Raw genomic sequence first — 16,629 nt, 5'->3', positions numbered from 1 at the left:
ACTTCAATAAGTAATGTTGCTACTAAGCAATCCTCATTATTTCATCAAAAGTTGGTAAGACTTGATCCTTATCCGAAACGATTGGGTTTTTGACGTCCCAAGGAATATTCAAGGTCGGATCATTCCACAATATTCCACCTTCTGAGGCTTTGTGATAAGGAGCCGTACATTTGTAGTAAAAAACGCTATCCTGAATGGCTGCAAAACCGTGAGCGAATCCGGCAGGTATATAAACCATCCTGCCACCGACGGCATCTAAATCGAATAGTTCGTACTGGCCAAAAGTAGGTGACTCTTCACGCAAGTCTACTGCGACGTCAATTACCCGGCCCGAAAGCACTCTGACCAGCTTTCCTTGTGCGTATGGTGCATGTTGAAAGTGTAATCCGCGTATAACGCCGCTTTTCGAGAACGACTGATTATCTTGAACGAAGTCAGTCGGAAGACCGAGAGATTCCCAAGCATTTTTATTGAAAGATTCATAAAAATGACCGCGTTCATCACCGAACACACTAGGTTCTAAGATCAAAACATCTCTTAGAGAGCATTGTTTAATTTTCATATAGAGATTATTTGGTAGCTGAGTTCACAAGGATTAATAGTTAGCAGAATAGGCAAATCCAATCGAGAAGTCTAACAATCGTGATCGAGTAAGTGCACTAGTGATGAACGAGTTAGATTTGATGAAGAAAAACCGATGTCGTATTCCCATCCCCACATTAAAATAAGCATATTGATAATACGATAAAGGGATATACGCGGAGAACATTCTGCTCATCCAGCCGATCGACAACATAGTACCGGAAGGACTAGCAAGTTCTTTATTGACACCGTTTAGATTTATAGTAGTGGAAATGCCAGCAAAAGCCCCACGAACTGCCAGATATTGCACGTCAAACTCTACGGTCTTTGGAAGTGCAATACGGGCCATCTCTTGTTGGTTAGCCTTCCTGCTAAACAAATTAGGGTATTGATCAAAAATTCGGGTAAGCTTGCCAAGTGCAGAGTTTTTTAAGTCGTTGTTGAAGTAAAGTCCTTCTTTTTCAGAAATGTGTATATCGTAGCGTGCAGCAGATGCTGAATCTGTCTTAAATTTCAAAACTCCTATGTTTTTGATCTGAGCTGCAAATGTTATCCGCGAGTTGACACTGGTTTTGATCGCGTATACCAAACCGAAATCAGCGCCAAGGCTAAACATTCCCTTCCGGAAAAAATTTGGTACGTTAAAGTCCGAAAATAAATTTCCAGCTGATGTGGCTTTTAAGCTACCAGAAGCCCTTGTTAAGAAACTGACGTTATCTCTATTCTGTTCGATCCGACCTTTAAGGTTATTTATCTCAAGGCCGGTATAAGCCAGACTGTTGTACCCATGTATTGTTGTCGTTGCAAAAATTACATTTTTGTTGTTATGCAAAAGGTCATACACCGCCGTAAGACCAAGGTCCGAAAAAGAAGCGGCATGCATAGACATTTTTGTGTTAGCATCGATTTCTATCGGATAAATATGGGGTACTTTTTTTGACTCGCCGATCTCAGACGCAACAGCATCGTTCAGCCTGCTATGTCGTTCAAAAACCCTTACCTGAGTCACAAGACCGAATTCGAACTTTTTATTTACACGGAAACGTAAGACTGGCAAGGCTAAACGCAACTCCCCACTTCCGGTTGAAGCGGAACTTCCATCGAAACTATTTGCCCGAAAAGATCCAATCGCAGGTCTAAAATAGTCTTTAAGTGATATATTCGCTCCCGTGGATGTTCCCCATGCATGAATCTCGGCTCCTCCAAGGTAAGATAGGCCCGGCTTTGCTGCATGGGGGCTATCATTGGATGGTAGCGAACTCAAATATGTAGATATCTTTTCGAATCCCGGGCCGGTTTGCGCCTCTGCCGCGGTCGAAAGAAAAAATAAAACGACTATTTGCTTTATCATTGGCTACTTTCCAAAAAAGACTAGTTGCTTGCGTATTCCTACAAGTGCGCCAAAGTTGTTGTTAAGTAATTTTCCGCTATCAAAAGCGCAGGCTAAATGCAATGCCCATCCATTTCGCAATGAAAGTTTAACGTCTGTTAATGCAGAAAATTGATTGACCTTCTCGAAGTATGGAGGAGCAATTGGAAACCTTATAAGATTCCTTGAAGTACCAATAGAACTTGTCCCATAAGTTCCATAATTAGCCGAGTATGTACCTCTAACTAATATTTCGGCACGTTTAATACTCAATATTACCCCAAGGTTACCAGCTATTACACGGTTATTGATAAAGTATTGATCTTTCTTGGACCGCAAGTCGGTGCGCGCTTCGTGCTTTGGGGTTAGTAGGGGATTGCCAATGGCGCGATTTTCGTAAGACCAACCTTGCAGGTACATGAAGTTGTTGTAGTAATCCTCATCGCCTGACGGAGTCAACTTAGACCATAGCTCCCCAGCCTGGTTTTTAGTAAAGAGGTATTCTACTAGTACTTTCTTAAGACGAAATGATCTATCTGATGGGCTGGGCTGAAAACTTAACCCTGTTAGGCCGTCTCGTAGATTTGCACCATGAGCAAGCGCGCCGACGTCATAGAACTGTTGTCGATACAAAAACAGTCGCCCAAACGAATTTGTCTGAAGAGTAATACCTAGGTCAATTGAGCCAAGATGATTTCCAAGTTTGGTGTTCGATCCTTGATTATCATACCAAGTTTTGCCAGTTAATGCATAGATAAAGGACTGAACGTCAGATAGATCAAAGTTTGTAAAAATCTTGTTTTCATTTCCATACATTACTTGGTGGTTAAATCCCGCATGCACGTTAACGAAGGCGTCTGCAAGTCCAAAGCGAGCGTACAAAGACTTCTGATGCAAGTAAGATTTGACCTCTGTAATATCCGAACGCAAAAAGTGCCCGATGTCCTCGCCGATCGAAGTTGTCCCAACCCAGCCAAAAGAAAAATTCCCTTTGATTGCAATGGCACCTCTAAGTATGGGTAATTCCCAGTATTCGGGGATTGCCAATTCGATCTTAGGAATTCCGAAGGTGTTGCCAGACATTGAAAACGACCCCGAGGAGAGAGTCGTATCCATAAGTCCGATAACATCTCTCGACCGACCCGCTTTAAGTTGAAGTGGTCCATACTTTCCTTTCAAGTAGGCCTCGATTATCTGGATCTCCGCTTCTTTTCCGCCGGTTGCTCTAAACTCAAATGCACCGCCCCAATCAAATCCCGTTTTCTTAGTATACAGTTTCGCTGCACTGGCAAGGAAATTAATAGTGGACTTTTGAAAGTTGGGGTTCTCTCCAAAGTTGTTAGCGCGCATCCAAAACGGAAGAGATTTATCCGTGGAAGCGAGTCCCACAGTTCGGAAATCTACTAAGTACCTGGCATCTCTAACTGAACTAACTGGTTCGGAGCTCGTACGCGAGGTCGAGTCAGATTGGGAATACGCACTGCTAGCAAACGTGCAGAACATCAGTGCGAGGACAGCCTTTGACATACTAATTCGAACAAATCGGACCCATGTTGTATTCATATTTTTAGTTCAGGCTATTTTTTTCCTTGTGATAGACTAGCTTGCCGTACAAGAAGCATTGCAAAGGCAATGTTGGTACTCCAGTACCTTTTGAAAAGACGTCCAGGTTCCTGACATAGTCGATACAGCCATTCTAATGCAAACCGTTGCATCCAAGCGGGTGCCCGTTTTTGCATACCCACCATTACGGGAAGGGCGCCGCCAATGCCGATCAGTAGAGCGTTCACTCTACTTGTAACTGCATTCATCCACTTTTCTTGTTTAGGGCATCCCAATGCAACGAATACAATCTTTGCACCGGAAGCATTTATAGTTTGAATGATATCAATCTCCTCATTTTTAGTAAGAGCTCTGAAAGGCGGGCTGATTGTTCCAGCTAATTTCAAATATGGATAATTAGCCTTCAGAAAATTTTTGGTCGTTTCCAACATCTTTTCTGTTCCCCCATAGAAAAAAATCGGAATTGAATCCTTCTCCGCAGCCTGTAACAAATCCGGCAAAAGATCCATCCCGGCCACCCTGTCCTGATGAATGTTGTGTGTTTTCTTGAGACCCCAAACCAACGGCATGCCGTCGGCGGTGCAAATTGTTGAGTTATTGACAACGGATGAGAACGACACGTCTCTGGATGCCTCGACGAGCATATGTACGTTTGCAATACACACATATCCGGGCTTTGATGCTTTCGCCAATTCCACTATCTGGCCTAGGATATCTCTGTAAGCTCCAACAGAAATATTAATACCAAGAAACGGTTTTTTCATCTGCAAACTAGTTAGATGGAGTTTATTTTCATAATTGACTGTAACCTGTCGTTTTTCAAAAAAACTACTTATTCGAAGATGCCGGCCATCTGATGTGTTTGAGCTGCCGCAAATTAGAACTTCTGATCAGGCTAAAGACATCATCGGATATCATTGATTTGCCGGATCCCTTACGTGAATCGCAGCCAAGTATCGCCAGGGTATTTCTAGTTTGACCCGACGCCTCAGTACAGGAGTCACTGAGAAATAGAGTCGTACTGTCATACGGTGTGATAGGAATTCTGGCAGCTACACTTTGCAAGTGACGGCTTAAATGAAAAACTATATTATCTTGAAAGAGTATGTCATATGATTTCTGTACACTTGATCTGTAAATGCTATCCACAATAAATAAATTATTTTGGACCAGAATTTTACTCGAAAGATGGACATGTATAGGCGTTGAATTTGATTCAACTATATTGTTCTGAGCTGAACAACTGTCTGACTTTTCATCAAAATAAATTCCATATTGATTTTGGCCATGACCTGCAATTCGGTTGCTGTTAATGTGAACGAATTTATGTTGACTTGTATAGATGGCCGCCCCATCTCTTAGCTCCGTCATCACATCTTGGATAGAATTATTCTCAATTGCAACAGAGTCTCCAGATATACTAATGCCCGTATATGGAACATTTTTTATCTGACAATTTATAACTGACGTCCCATTGCCTGCATAGATACCGACTGACGAAAAGAATATAAGACCTACGTCGGACACGGTACAATTGCTAATTTTGTTTTGTCCATGTCCTTTGACGACTATACCGGAACCACCGATGTTATGCAATTGAGAATCTGTAATACGGATATTCCGCCCTGCAATTTTGAAGCCACTACCTCCGCAGTTTCGTACTACAATTTTTTCAAATAGTACATTTTTTAAATTGTCGCCCGAGATTGCCGCGTCTATACCGAGCGAACTAAATTCCTCTTTTTGTAATTTGTTGGTCGCTGCACAAATTTCCACGCCGGATATACGCACATCCTTAACTCCGGTACTATCAAACTCGATGATCGAGCGATTCTTTGGGATAATCGCTACAATTTTGTCGTTCTGCTCACCGCTCTTTGGCCAGTATACTAGAGATTCTGTGGTTCGATCCAGATACCACTGGCCTGGATAATTCAATCCCTCACGCGTATTCCAAACAATAAATTTGTTGTTCTTCGATCCGCGCTCCGCAAACGCGCCCAAGGGAAGAGTACTTGGTATAGTAAGGTATGCGGTCTTCGTATCACTTGCGATTTGCGAAAGCCCCGAGTACGAAGTTAGCCACTCTTGGTAAAGAGTGAGTTCCGCGTTCACAGGGCTAACTTTGTCCAGATCACTGTTTCGGTACCTCAATAGGGTACGTTCCTCAGAATTAGGTTGACGAGACCAAAATCCTTGGGTACCTGGAAGACTTTTTTGATCCCATTTGTTTAGGTATTGGTAAAAGCCTGATTTAGGGAGTCGTGCCCGCTGCCGCTGCTCACCATTAATAATTATCATCCTGAAATCCCATTCACGAGTTCTGGAATTAGGGATGCACGCAGAAAGTAATTGATTAATTTTCCGAAATTGCGATACCTTAACACCTCCAACTAATCTTGGCCTTTCGTTCGGATAACTAACGATATTAAGCCCTGAATCCTTTGGAAGTAGCTTTATAGACACATCAAAATAATCTCCACCGCGCAGACAAATTGTCTTTACGTTGCGAGAGCGGGACAATTCAATAGAGTGCGAGAGACTTTGAACTGGGTCTTCAAGAGTACCTTGACCTTGATCGTTTCCTGTCGGAGCGACGTAAATAGTATCTTGATTGGGAATTGTAGCTTTCCCAATCAAGAATGAAGACGAAAAAAGTAAGTAAGCTGCCAACAACATTTTTTTTGAGTTTTATCACAACCTACTCAAAAGGCCGCGCACGATTTTCAATCGATTGAAGAGTCTGAGATAATAGGGGTTTTTGCTACTACCGGCAAGAATGGACGCATTGCCACCATGTCGTCGATAGAATATGAGTCGGTCATCAATGAATTTCGTTCTGAAAAAGAAAGCACCCACATTCCCAAGCCAAGTATCGTGAGAAGTAATATACTCAGGGAACGGTAGCGCTTTTTTTGCGACGTCAGCTTTGAACGCCATACAACAACCCAGATATGGGGATCCTAGCATCAATGCGAGATACTTATTCGGTTTCGTATTTCTGAGTGCAAAATAACTGTCATGAGTTACCTTCAAATTGCCGTCGGTCACGTAACAGTTGCTTACAACAAGATCTGCCTGCTCCAGGGCTTTCAATGTAACCGACACTTTGTTATCTACCCAAACGTCATCCTGGTCACATAAGAAAATGATATCTCCGCTGGCTGCCCTCACTGCGTTCTCGACATTCTTCACATAATGAAGGTTCGAAGAGTTAGTAGATATCTTGATTCGCTCGTCCCCGATACGCTCTATCACATCTAAGGTCCCATCGGTTGAGCAATCGTCACTAATAATCACCTCATCATTTCGCCCAATTTGGCTGAGCACAGAAGCAAGTTGACTTTCAATGTATTTTTCACCGTTGAAGGTAGGAATACAAACAGAGATCATATTTTAGCTTTTATTTTTCGAATAAAATTAAATACTTCGAACGGGATTAATATTTTTATGCCTGTCTTCAACAAAAACTGCCATTGAAAAAACAACAACTTCGGTTGATTAAATTCTAACTTCCTGGCAACAGCTAAATAGGACTGCAAAACGCGACTGAAATCCTTGCTGGAAACACCATTTAAATCGTAGACAGCAATTACTGAATTTGACCAAAAACAGGGTTCTCTCATAATACATGTAGACATTAACAGATTTTCTGCTTGTAATCCTATTTTCGTTTCGTACATATACCTCCTAAAAGTGCTCACTCTCACCAAAAAACCTTGGTGCATGAACATCGTTTTGGGGAAGAAGTTTTTTTCATTGTAGGGAGCCAATATTTTCGGGGCAACAATTTGCTTTTTATTATTTTTTTCTAAGACGGTCTCTACGGCAAAAAATGCACAGTTATAGTTAGTTATTTCTGCTATCTCAATTCCTTCCCAGTCAGTTAGAAGATCACCTGCATTTAGCCAAAGTAGATAAGTCGAATCCGGTAGATCAAAGCGGATTGCTTTGTTCATTGCATCATAGATGCCACTATCCTTTTCACTAATAGCTGAATCAATGATATCTGAATTTTGCGTAATTATTTCTTTGGTACCATCTGTTGAGTTGCCATCAATTACAAAGTACCTATGATAGTGCTTTTTATATTTCCTTACAGAATCAAGCGTCAATTTGAGGTTAGCAGAGTCATTAAATGTGACGGTAATGATTGCTATTTGAATCGGAACTTCAACCATTGGTAGCAAATTTATATATCTCTTGAACTTGCGATACGTAGTTCCTTACTGAAAATTCGTTTCGCGCGTATGAATATGCCTGTTCTTCAATTTTCTTTCGCTCCTCGGGTTGCTCAATCACTAGTTTCATCGCATTTACTAGTTCCTCGACGGAGCTATATAAGAAGCCAGTTTCTTTATCCTTAATTAGTTCCTTCGTACCTGCATTATCGAATCCTATCACTGCACAGCGGTTGATCATGGCTTCAACTGTCACCCTGCCGAAGCCCTCATTTTTCGAGCACATCAACAGTGCCAGTGATTGTTGCATGTGAGACGATACATCATTCGTAAAGCCGAGAAAGTGAACCTTCGAACGAATCATATATTTATCGACGAGCTGATTTATTTCAGTCTCGAAGTCTTTGTCATGAAACTCTCCGGCAATAATTAGGTCGGCATAGACTTCATGACTATTTAGTTTATAAATGGCCTCGATTGCATCTGCCAATCCCTTAGTTGGGATCAATGCCCCGCAAAATAGAAAGTTCAGCTTCTTCTCTACCTCTATTGAAAAAGGCAATTCTCCGTACAGACCATTATAAACAACCGCACATTTAGCCGGATAGAAATGCTCGGCTACACTTTTGGAAATGGCAATTATATAAGAGCTTTTTTTTAAAAGCTTGTATAGAAATTGTTTACCGAGCCAGTGCTCAATGTTATAGTCTAAATCCTGAAACTCACGCAAATGCCAAATATGCGGGATACCTGCAAACTTGGCAACGAAATAGCCAAGCGTAATCGCGCCGCTGTTACTGTGAATGACCTGAATCTTATTTTTTTTGACATAAATTACAAGCCGAATCAATGCGACAAGATTAACCAAAGCTATTCGGCAGACTCGCACTGGTATTAAAAGAATAGCTATCCATGATCCTCTCATATGTACGCTGGACTGCTTGAAAGGAATCACTCTATGCTTAACTTCCAGCAAGGAAAGTTCATTAACTATTGGCCCCTCATGAGGTACGATAACAGTGCATTCATACTCACCATTTAAACCGCTAATGAGATTTAGGAGAGATCTATTTGCGCCAAGAACAGTTGAAACGTGAGCTAGATAGAGGATTTTCATTTAATATGTTCCTAAAAGACTTCGTAAGGGACAACATCGTTTCTTCCTGGGTGTTGCTTATGATAGACTACCTTCTTTTCAGTTTCGAATACGAAAATAGCAGCCCAAATCACTGTTAGTGCCGACCTAACAATAATATGATATCTCGATTTTATTAGGGTGTTCGGAATTGCTACAATCTGAAATATTGTGAAATAATAAGCTATTCTGAATGCAATTGGAATATCGACAAATAAGTTTGTTATAACAGTTCCCATCAGGAAAAAGCTAAGAGGATTTGCAAGCTTTTTGTCTGAAAAATAAATTAATAGGATGCACACCATTGTATTCGGCACCATATTGAAAATTTTTGCATTTGTTGTGTTGACATTTTCTCCGAATGAATACTCAGCATAAGTGTAGTACTTCGAGAGGTCAATGTACAGCCCAAGATTTAAGCCTGTACTATCCAGGATGGTGACAAACTTTCGAATGTCTATTAATCCACCCCAGCCCAACGCAAACGAGAGAAGTAAAATGACAATTGCACTTGATCTTTGAATTGGGTAGCGATTAAGCAAAAATGAAATAGGTAAAAACATTATAGCTGTCGTGTGGAAGCTGGCAGCCCCGAGTACTAGCGATCCCCAAAGTATGTATTTGCGTTCTGTCAAACTTACATATGAAAGAAGCAATATAGATGTTGCAATTGCTTGGCGAAGTCCGGAAAGACTAAAATAGTAATAGAAAAGCAATACAAAAAGAAGCAATGAATATAAGGGATACTGTGACTTTTTTATGATGAAAAAGTACACCGGGAAGAATATAAAGCACGATGTTATAAACAAAAAAAACTGTGAATCGTTTTCGATGCTTCTTGTGACACTCATTAGAACGGAATAACCTGGCTCAATATCACGAAAATACGCTTCGACACTCTTAAAAATGTTAACATACATCGACGTGTCAGTTCCAACTTTCGGTGATCTAATCGCCGATAAGAGGAAGAGCATGCTAAATCCAACACTAAAAGTGAATTTATTATCTCCAAAGGATACTATTAAAAATAGTAACAATACAATCAAGGTGTAATATAACATCTAGATACAGTTATAGTCTTTCGTTTACTCTCTCTCCATCACGCCTGATGATGTAAGCAGGGTTGCCAACCACTGTAACATTTTGAGGGACATCTTTTGTGATCAATGAACCAGCTCCAATAATGGAATTATCCCCGATTGTTATTTTACCAATGACAATCGCTCCTGCGGAAATTTTTACATTTGAACCCAATAATGGAGTAGCATCAAGTCCAGGCTCGGATTTGCTTTTTCCGATAGTCACGCACTGCCAAACTTCGCAATTCTTCCCAATTTGTCTACTTAATATCGCAGTGGAGAAAGCATGGTGTAACAATAAACCTTCTCCAATTCTGTCGTCGGGGGTGAACAAATGCAGATTAACTCTAACACTAGTGAATGGTTTCAGCAATATACCCCAGGTTCCAACTCGTGAAAAATATAAACTTCGAAAATCAGGAATTTGGGCCATCACTTTCAAAAATGCTTTTAGTCCCTGATCATTTGAATACAAAATTTGCGAACAATATCGTAAGATCTCGTTTTTAATTACTTTTTTTCTTGGATGCACACTCATCAATAAGTAGTGAGGAAGGTAAAAAGCACACCTCAACACAAATGCTAACTTTTCTATTAGATTAGTCATGGGAGTGTAATTTTGTACTTTACTTTTCTCACAAAAAGAAAGTAGTTTAGTATCAGCCCGATCAAATGAACTATCGTAGTTGCAATAGCTATACCAATAACTCCATATTTTAGAACGAATAGCAAATCGAATATTACAGTAAGAATCGATTTGATTACTGCTGCCTGGACCATAATGTTCGTTTCCTTGAACGCGATTGCTGCTCTATTGATAACTTGGTTCGCAGAGTTAAAAATAAACCCAACCATGCTTATCACAAATATATCTCCAATCGTCTTCCTATCTGTGGCGCTAAGTGTAGGATAAATGATGTCTATCAAGTTGGCCTGAAAGTAGTAGGTAAGAATTAGCAGCACCCCGCTTAGCAGCATAATTCCAATGAGCACTTTGTGAAGCGTCCCTAACTTGAAATTATTGTTCAATGCATCACTTGACCACTGGGATAGAAGTATTACCAGAAATGAATTGAGTAATACGTTAAAAATCATAAATGGTTTGTCACCGTAATCTAAAATGGATACAGCACCAACGGTAAGAAAAGTAGCTATTACTTTCCCAATTATTGGCGCGGCAGATGATATTGATGTTGAAAGTGCCTGGTAGCTACCCTCGCGAACAAACACTTTAATTATGGACAAATCGCGATTCTGAAACGTGAGTGCTATTTTATTTTTGATTTTTATAATATAGACTAGGTGAACTAATTTCGCTAGCTCGCCTAAATTATATCCCAAAATGACAGAATATATTGAGAGGTATTTGTTAAACAGAAAAATCGAAATGAAAATAATAATTGTACGAGATATGGGTGATGTAGCAGCCATATCAAATTTATTTAGCGAATATAAGATCCCATAGCATAACGAATTAAAGATTGTTAGTATAAAGATCGGTATTGAGATGGCGGTGTATAGATAAATGTTGTTATCGAGAACTAGGTATAGAGAAACGGTGATAGCCAAAAAGACAGCAGCTGCTATCAATAGGAACTTAGATGAAAAGAAGAATACGGAAGAAAGAAATGTATCAAATGCGGCCTTATCCCCCATTTTTTCTTTTAGAAATGGAACAAGAGTTGAGCTGACGGCGTTAGAGAAGATGATGCTTCCAAACGTTATTAGCCCATAGCTAAAGAAAAAATTATCAGTCTCCTTAGATATCCCAAATATGTTTGCGATATAGATTGGCACAAGGAAGGCCAACATATTGGCAAAGACAGTGATGACGGATAGTCGCGCAGTCTTTAAAAGTAGCGGATTCTTAGTTATTGAAGACCACGCAGTCGATAATGGAATGTACATCGTAGCTTATATTTGAGTTGTCGATCTAGCCTCGTTTTAGGACTGCTAGATCGACGTAATTGGTATATCTGGTCTTACTCAAAATAATTAAGTACTCCGAATCCTTCTTTTAAAAGGAGTTGATCTTTTTGGAACAGACGCAAGTCTGACGTTGCCATGTCTTCAATCAACATATCCAAAGTATGCTTGGGCTTCCAGCCAAGTTTTTCCTGTGATTTGGTAGGATCACCTATTAGCAGGTCTACTTCGGTTGGACGATAATATCTTGGATCTATCTTCAAAATTACAGTTCCAGGCGCCAAATGCTCGCCCTCGGCAATTCCCAATTCGGCAAGGCGTGCTGAATTTATGGATGCAATAGTTCCAACCTCATTTTCCTCAGAACCTGTAAATTCTACGTCTACACCAAGGAAAGCGAAAGTCTTGCGGATAAACTCACGCACACGGGTAGTTACACCTGTTGCGATTACAAAATCCTCGGAAGTTTCCTGTTGCAGAATCAAGTACATAGCCTCCACGTAATCCTTCGCGTGTCCCCAGTCACGTTGGGAGTCGATGTTACCCATGTAGAGAATATCCTGCAAGCCAAGCACGATCTTCGCTGCGGCCCTGGTGATCTTTCTCGTCACGAAAGTTTCACCTCTTAAAGGAGATTCGTGATTGAAAAGAATACCATTGGATGCGAACATTCCATACGCTTCACGATAGTTGACGGTAATCCAGTATGCATACATTTTAGCTACTGCATACGGAGAGCGTGGGTAGAATGGAGTCGTCTCAGATTGAGGAACTGCTTGAACCAATCCATAAAGTTCCGAAGTTGAAGCCTGATAGATTTTAGTTTTTTTGGAAAGTCCCAATAGTCTGACTGCTTCCAGGATACGAAGCGTACCGATGCCGTCTGCGTTCGCTGTGTACTCGGGCGTTTCGAAACTTACGCGGACATGGCTCATAGCCGCAAGGTTGTAAATTTCGTCGGGCTGCACTTCCTGAATAATACGCGTTAAATTCATAGAGTCGGTTAGGTCACCGTAATGCAAAATGAATTTAGGCTTTTCAACGTGAGGATCCTGATAAAGGTGATCGATACGGTCGGTATTGAACAGTGAACTTCTGCGTTTCACACCATGTACGGTGTATCCCTTTTCCAGTAATAGCTCCGTGAGGTATGCACCGTCCTGGCCGGTTACCCCTGTAATCAATGCGACTTTTGACATGGTATTGAGTAAATTAATAGTTATGCCGGCTTGCCAGCGTTTTAAATTTATACAGCGTAAACCTCCTGGTTCTGGATAAAATCCTGGTAGGCTAAGGCGATTCCTTCGCGGAGTTCGACAGTATGATGCCATCCTTCGCTATGAAGTTTTGAGACGTCCATCAGTTTTCTTGGGGTGCCATCAGGTTTAGACGTATCCCATTTAATTTCACCTTCAAAGCCAATGACTTCCGCTACTAATTCTGTTAATTCTTTGATAGATAGATCTTCACCTGTGCCAATGTTGACGAGCTCTCTGCCATCGAAATTTTCCATTAGGTAAAGGCAAGCCTCAGCCAAATCGTCTGCAAAAAGGAATTCCCGCTTCGGTGAGCCGGTTCCCCACGCTTCTACAAATGGCCTGTTGTCCAGCTTCGCTTCATGAAATTTGCGGATGAGCGCTGGCAACACATGCGAATTATTTAAATTGTAGTTATCGCCATACCCATAGAGATTTGTGGGCATAGCACTAATGAAGTTACAGCCATACTGATCTCTATATGCTTCACAAAGTTTGATTCCAGCAATTTTTGCAACTGCATAGGGCTCATTGGTCTCTTCGAGAAGCCCCGTAAGTAAATACTCTTCCTTCAATGGTTGCGGAGCGAGTTTCGGATAGATGCACGATGAACCCAGAAACATCAGTTTCGTAACATCATTCAAATATGCGTGGTGAATGATATTTGCCTCAATCATCAAATTTTCATATATGAAATCAGCACGATAAGTGTTGTTAGCCACAATGCCACCAACTTTTGCAGCAGCGAGAAAAACGTAATCCGGTTTTTCCTGCTCAAAGAAGTCTGCGACAGCTTGCTGGTTCCTTAGATCCAATTCTGATGACGAACGGGTTACAATATTGTTATAGCCCTGCCGGTCGAGTGCCCGGTAAATAGCCGATCCCACCATACCACGGTGGCCAGCAATGTATATTTTTGAATTCTTTTCCATATATAAAGATTGATATTAAGGATTGCTAGTCGATAAGCTCAGGTTTTTCCCTTTCCAGTTTTTCATAAATCTTTTTTACGTCTTGGGAGCTGTTTCTAGCTAAAACTAAGATCGCATCAACTGTTTCGACGAGCACCAAGTCATTGACTCCTAAAAACTCGACGTGCTTGGTTGTGCCTATCACGCAGTTGTTATCGACAAATCGATGAAGCTCACCTTGGTTTTTCCAATGTTCCCACACTGATTCGAATGAACCCAGATCCGACCAACCAAAGTCGGCCTTCACAACCTTTATTTTTTCCGAACGCTCCATTACAGCATAATCAATGCTTTTGGATGGAATCTTCATGGTCTCCACGGCCGGTAGGAATTCAGAATTGCTTAGTTCGTAAGTCGTCAGAGAAGTCTGGTAAATTTCCGGCTCAAACTTTTTAAGTTCAGCCAAATAGGCGTCGGCTCTGAAGCAGAACATTCCACTGTTCCACAGAAATTTGCCTGAGTCAATGAAAACGGAAGCAGTTGTTTTGTCCGGTTTCTCACGAAATGAGAGAACTTCATTTCCTTCAAATTCAATATATCCGTAGCCAGTTTCTGGCTTCGAGGGGGTAATGCCGAAGGTGACAAGGTATCCTTCGGAAGCTAAGGCAACCGAATTCCGAATCGCCGCCGCGTACGCTTCCTCATTCGTTATGATATGGTCAGAAGGAGTAACCAGCAGAATGTCATCGGGCCTCACGGCAAATGCTGCGAATGCAATCGCAGCCGCTGTATTGCGGGGAGCAGCTTCAATGATCTCTGAGTATTTGTTTACGTTCGCCCTAAGAAGATCTGCACGAGACAGCAGGTAGTTATCTTTGTTACCTACCACGACGGTATGAGCCACAAATTCACTATTTCTTTCAGCAGTAAGTTGAAATAACGACCTATCACCGAACATTGGGATATATTGCTTCGGCATAGACTTCCTGGATACCGGCCAAAGACGACTACCGACACCACCGGATAAGATTACATGGATAAGATTTGACATAGCAGTTGCAGTTATGAAGGGTCAGGATTTATACTAGCTCTTTTACAGTTAAAGTCTCACGACCAACGCTGTAATACGTGAAGCCGAGCTCTTTCATCAATTCCAACTCATACAAATTGCGACCGTCAAATATCACTTTGTTTTTGAGCAGCTTACCCATCTTCCCGAAATCGGGTGTTCTAAACTGAGGCCACTCAGTAAAGATCATCAGCGCGTCGGCATCGTCCAGGGCTGCGTAAGCAGTGTGAGTATAAGTCACTTGAGGAATTAGCCGCTTCGTATTTTCAACGGCCTCGGGATCGTAGGCAGTAACATTAACACCCGCTGCCAGAAGCACCTTTATGTTCTCCAAAGCGGGAGCTTCACGGATATCATCCGTATAAGGTTTAAAAGCAAGACCCCAAACGGCCACGGTTTTGCCCGTGATATTTCCATTGAAGTGCTCCTTTAACATCGGAATCAATTTCTTCTTCTGATCTTCGTTCACTTCCATCACTGATTTGAGCGTCCTAAAATCGTAACCATAATCCGCCGACGTCTTGGCTAATGCCTGGACATCTTTTGGGAAACAGCTTCCGCCGTAGCCGATCCCTGCAAAAAGAAAACGTTTGCCAATGCGACTATCTGTTCCAATTCCCTTGCGAATATCGTCTACGTTTGCCCCTACACGCTCGCACAAATTGGCTATCTCATTCATGAAGGTAATCTTCATCGCAAGGAATGAGTTCGCGGCGTATTTGGTCATTTCAGCAGAGCGCTCATCCATGAAGATAATTGGATTTCCTTGGCGCACTAATGGTGCGTACAATTTCTCCATTACCTTTTTCGCGTTCTCGGACGTCGTTCCGATCACTACGCGATCAGGTTTCATGAAGTCCTCTACGGCCACACCTTCGCGAAGAAATTCTGGGTTGGAGACCACATCGAAATCCACCTCTGCGTTTTTGGCAATAGCATCCCGAACTTTTTCCGCAGTTCCAACAGGAACGGTACTTTTGTCTATAATGACGACATATTGCTTCAAAAGAGGACCTAGATCCTTCGCAACGCCAAGAATATACTTTAGGTCTGCGGAGCCATCTTCACCAGGAGGAGTAGGAAGTGCGAGGAAAATAACTTCTGCATCCTCAATCCCTTCTTCAAGATTGGTTGTAAATTTAAGTCGTTCTTCCGCAATGTTCCGGTCGAAAAGTATATCAAGACCTGGTTCGTAAATGGGAATCTCGCCCCGCTGCATGCGTTCCACTTTGGTCGCGTCAATATCAACGCAAATCACTTGATTGCCAGTTTCTGCAAAACAAGTCCCGGTTACAAGGCCTACATAGCCCGTACCTACAACTGCTATTCTCATGATGTAACAGGGATTAGTTTTTTGTATCGAAATACGGGGTGCCGTTCCAAGACCGTAAGAATAGTTGTGGAACACGGCGATCACGGCATTGCATTCGCCCAATTGAGAGAGGTTGTTTTTTCATAGTGTAACGTTGAGTGATAATCTTGAATAAAGCCTGCACAATGGCTATTGTAAGCTACATTTCAAGATTTGAACTGAAAATAATTCAATTTTACAACATTT

At 41.5% G+C, this 16,629-nt stretch carries 15 protein-coding genes; all 15 read right to left on the bottom strand.

Annotated elements, in window-relative coordinates:
* Positions 1-22: 22 nt before the first annotated feature.
* A complete protein-coding gene (rfbC, locus tag LZD49_RS31925; protein WP_234672263.1) occupies positions 23-562 on the bottom strand; it encodes a dTDP-4-dehydrorhamnose 3,5-epimerase in 540 nt (179 codons plus the stop codon).
* A 33-nt stretch (positions 563-595) separates the two neighbouring features.
* Positions 596-1,933: a hypothetical protein gene (locus tag LZD49_RS31920; RefSeq protein ID WP_234672261.1), complete on the bottom strand. Its 1,338-nt coding sequence runs from the start codon at positions 1,931-1,933 to the stop codon at positions 596-598.
* Between the two features lie 3 nt (positions 1,934-1,936).
* Positions 1,937-3,301: a capsule assembly Wzi family protein gene (locus LZD49_RS31915; RefSeq protein ID WP_234672260.1), complete on the bottom strand. Its 1,365-nt coding sequence runs from the start codon at positions 3,299-3,301 to the stop codon at positions 1,937-1,939.
* 227 nt (positions 3,302-3,528) lie between these two features.
* On the bottom strand, positions 3,529-4,278 hold the full coding sequence (locus tag LZD49_RS31910) for a WecB/TagA/CpsF family glycosyltransferase (protein ID WP_234672259.1): 750 nt from the start codon (positions 4,276-4,278) through the stop codon (positions 3,529-3,531).
* 64 nt (positions 4,279-4,342) lie between these two features.
* Complete coding sequence (locus LZD49_RS31905; RefSeq protein WP_234672258.1) at positions 4,343-6,193, bottom strand: right-handed parallel beta-helix repeat-containing protein; 1,851 nt, start codon at positions 6,191-6,193, stop codon at positions 4,343-4,345.
* A gap of 15 nt (positions 6,194-6,208) precedes the next feature.
* Positions 6,209-6,907: a glycosyltransferase family 2 protein gene (locus LZD49_RS31900; RefSeq protein ID WP_234672257.1), complete on the bottom strand. Its 699-nt coding sequence runs from the start codon at positions 6,905-6,907 to the stop codon at positions 6,209-6,211.
* Positions 6,904-7,695, bottom strand: a complete 792-nt coding sequence (locus LZD49_RS31895; RefSeq protein WP_234672256.1) for a glycosyltransferase — start codon at positions 7,693-7,695, stop codon at positions 6,904-6,906. The genes LZD49_RS31900 and LZD49_RS31895 overlap by 4 nt, the downstream gene beginning before the upstream one ends.
* Positions 7,688-8,812 (bottom strand): glycosyltransferase, encoded by a 1,125-nt coding sequence (locus LZD49_RS31890; RefSeq protein WP_234672255.1) that lies wholly within the window; start codon positions 8,810-8,812, stop codon positions 7,688-7,690. Before LZD49_RS31890 ends, LZD49_RS31895 begins: the two co-directional genes overlap by 8 nt.
* Positions 8,813-8,823: 11 nt before the next feature.
* On the bottom strand, positions 8,824-9,891 hold the full coding sequence (locus tag LZD49_RS31885; protein ID WP_255721371.1) for an EpsG family protein: 1,068 nt from the start codon (positions 9,889-9,891) through the stop codon (positions 8,824-8,826).
* 10 nt (positions 9,892-9,901) lie between these two features.
* On the bottom strand, positions 9,902-10,516 hold the full coding sequence (locus LZD49_RS31880; RefSeq protein ID WP_234672254.1) for a serine O-acetyltransferase: 615 nt from the start codon (positions 10,514-10,516) through the stop codon (positions 9,902-9,904).
* The gene (locus LZD49_RS31875; protein WP_234672253.1) at positions 10,513-11,817 is read right to left on the bottom strand and encodes a lipid II flippase MurJ; all 1,305 of its coding nucleotides are present in this window, start codon (positions 11,815-11,817) and stop codon (positions 10,513-10,515) included. The genes LZD49_RS31880 and LZD49_RS31875 overlap by 4 nt, the downstream gene beginning before the upstream one ends.
* Positions 11,818-11,891: 74 nt before the next feature.
* Positions 11,892-13,034, bottom strand: a complete 1,143-nt coding sequence (gmd, locus tag LZD49_RS31870; RefSeq protein ID WP_234672251.1) for a GDP-mannose 4,6-dehydratase — start codon at positions 13,032-13,034, stop codon at positions 11,892-11,894.
* Between the two features lie 47 nt (positions 13,035-13,081).
* Positions 13,082-14,023, bottom strand: a complete 942-nt coding sequence (locus tag LZD49_RS31865; protein ID WP_234672250.1) for a GDP-L-fucose synthase — start codon at positions 14,021-14,023, stop codon at positions 13,082-13,084.
* Positions 14,024-14,048: 25 nt separating this feature from the next.
* Positions 14,049-15,053: a mannose-1-phosphate guanylyltransferase gene (locus tag LZD49_RS31860; RefSeq protein ID WP_234672249.1), complete on the bottom strand. Its 1,005-nt coding sequence runs from the start codon at positions 15,051-15,053 to the stop codon at positions 14,049-14,051.
* 28 nt (positions 15,054-15,081) lie between these two features.
* Positions 15,082-16,404 (bottom strand): UDP-glucose/GDP-mannose dehydrogenase family protein, encoded by a 1,323-nt coding sequence (locus tag LZD49_RS31855; RefSeq protein WP_234672248.1) that lies wholly within the window; start codon positions 16,402-16,404, stop codon positions 15,082-15,084.
* Between the last annotated feature and the right edge of the window lie 225 nt (positions 16,405-16,629).

This window comes from Dyadobacter sp. CY261 (genome assembly GCF_021440085.1).
Classification (GTDB): Bacteria; Bacteroidota; Bacteroidia; order Cytophagales; family Spirosomataceae; genus Dyadobacter.
This window is presented reverse-complemented; position numbering and strand designations above follow the sequence as displayed.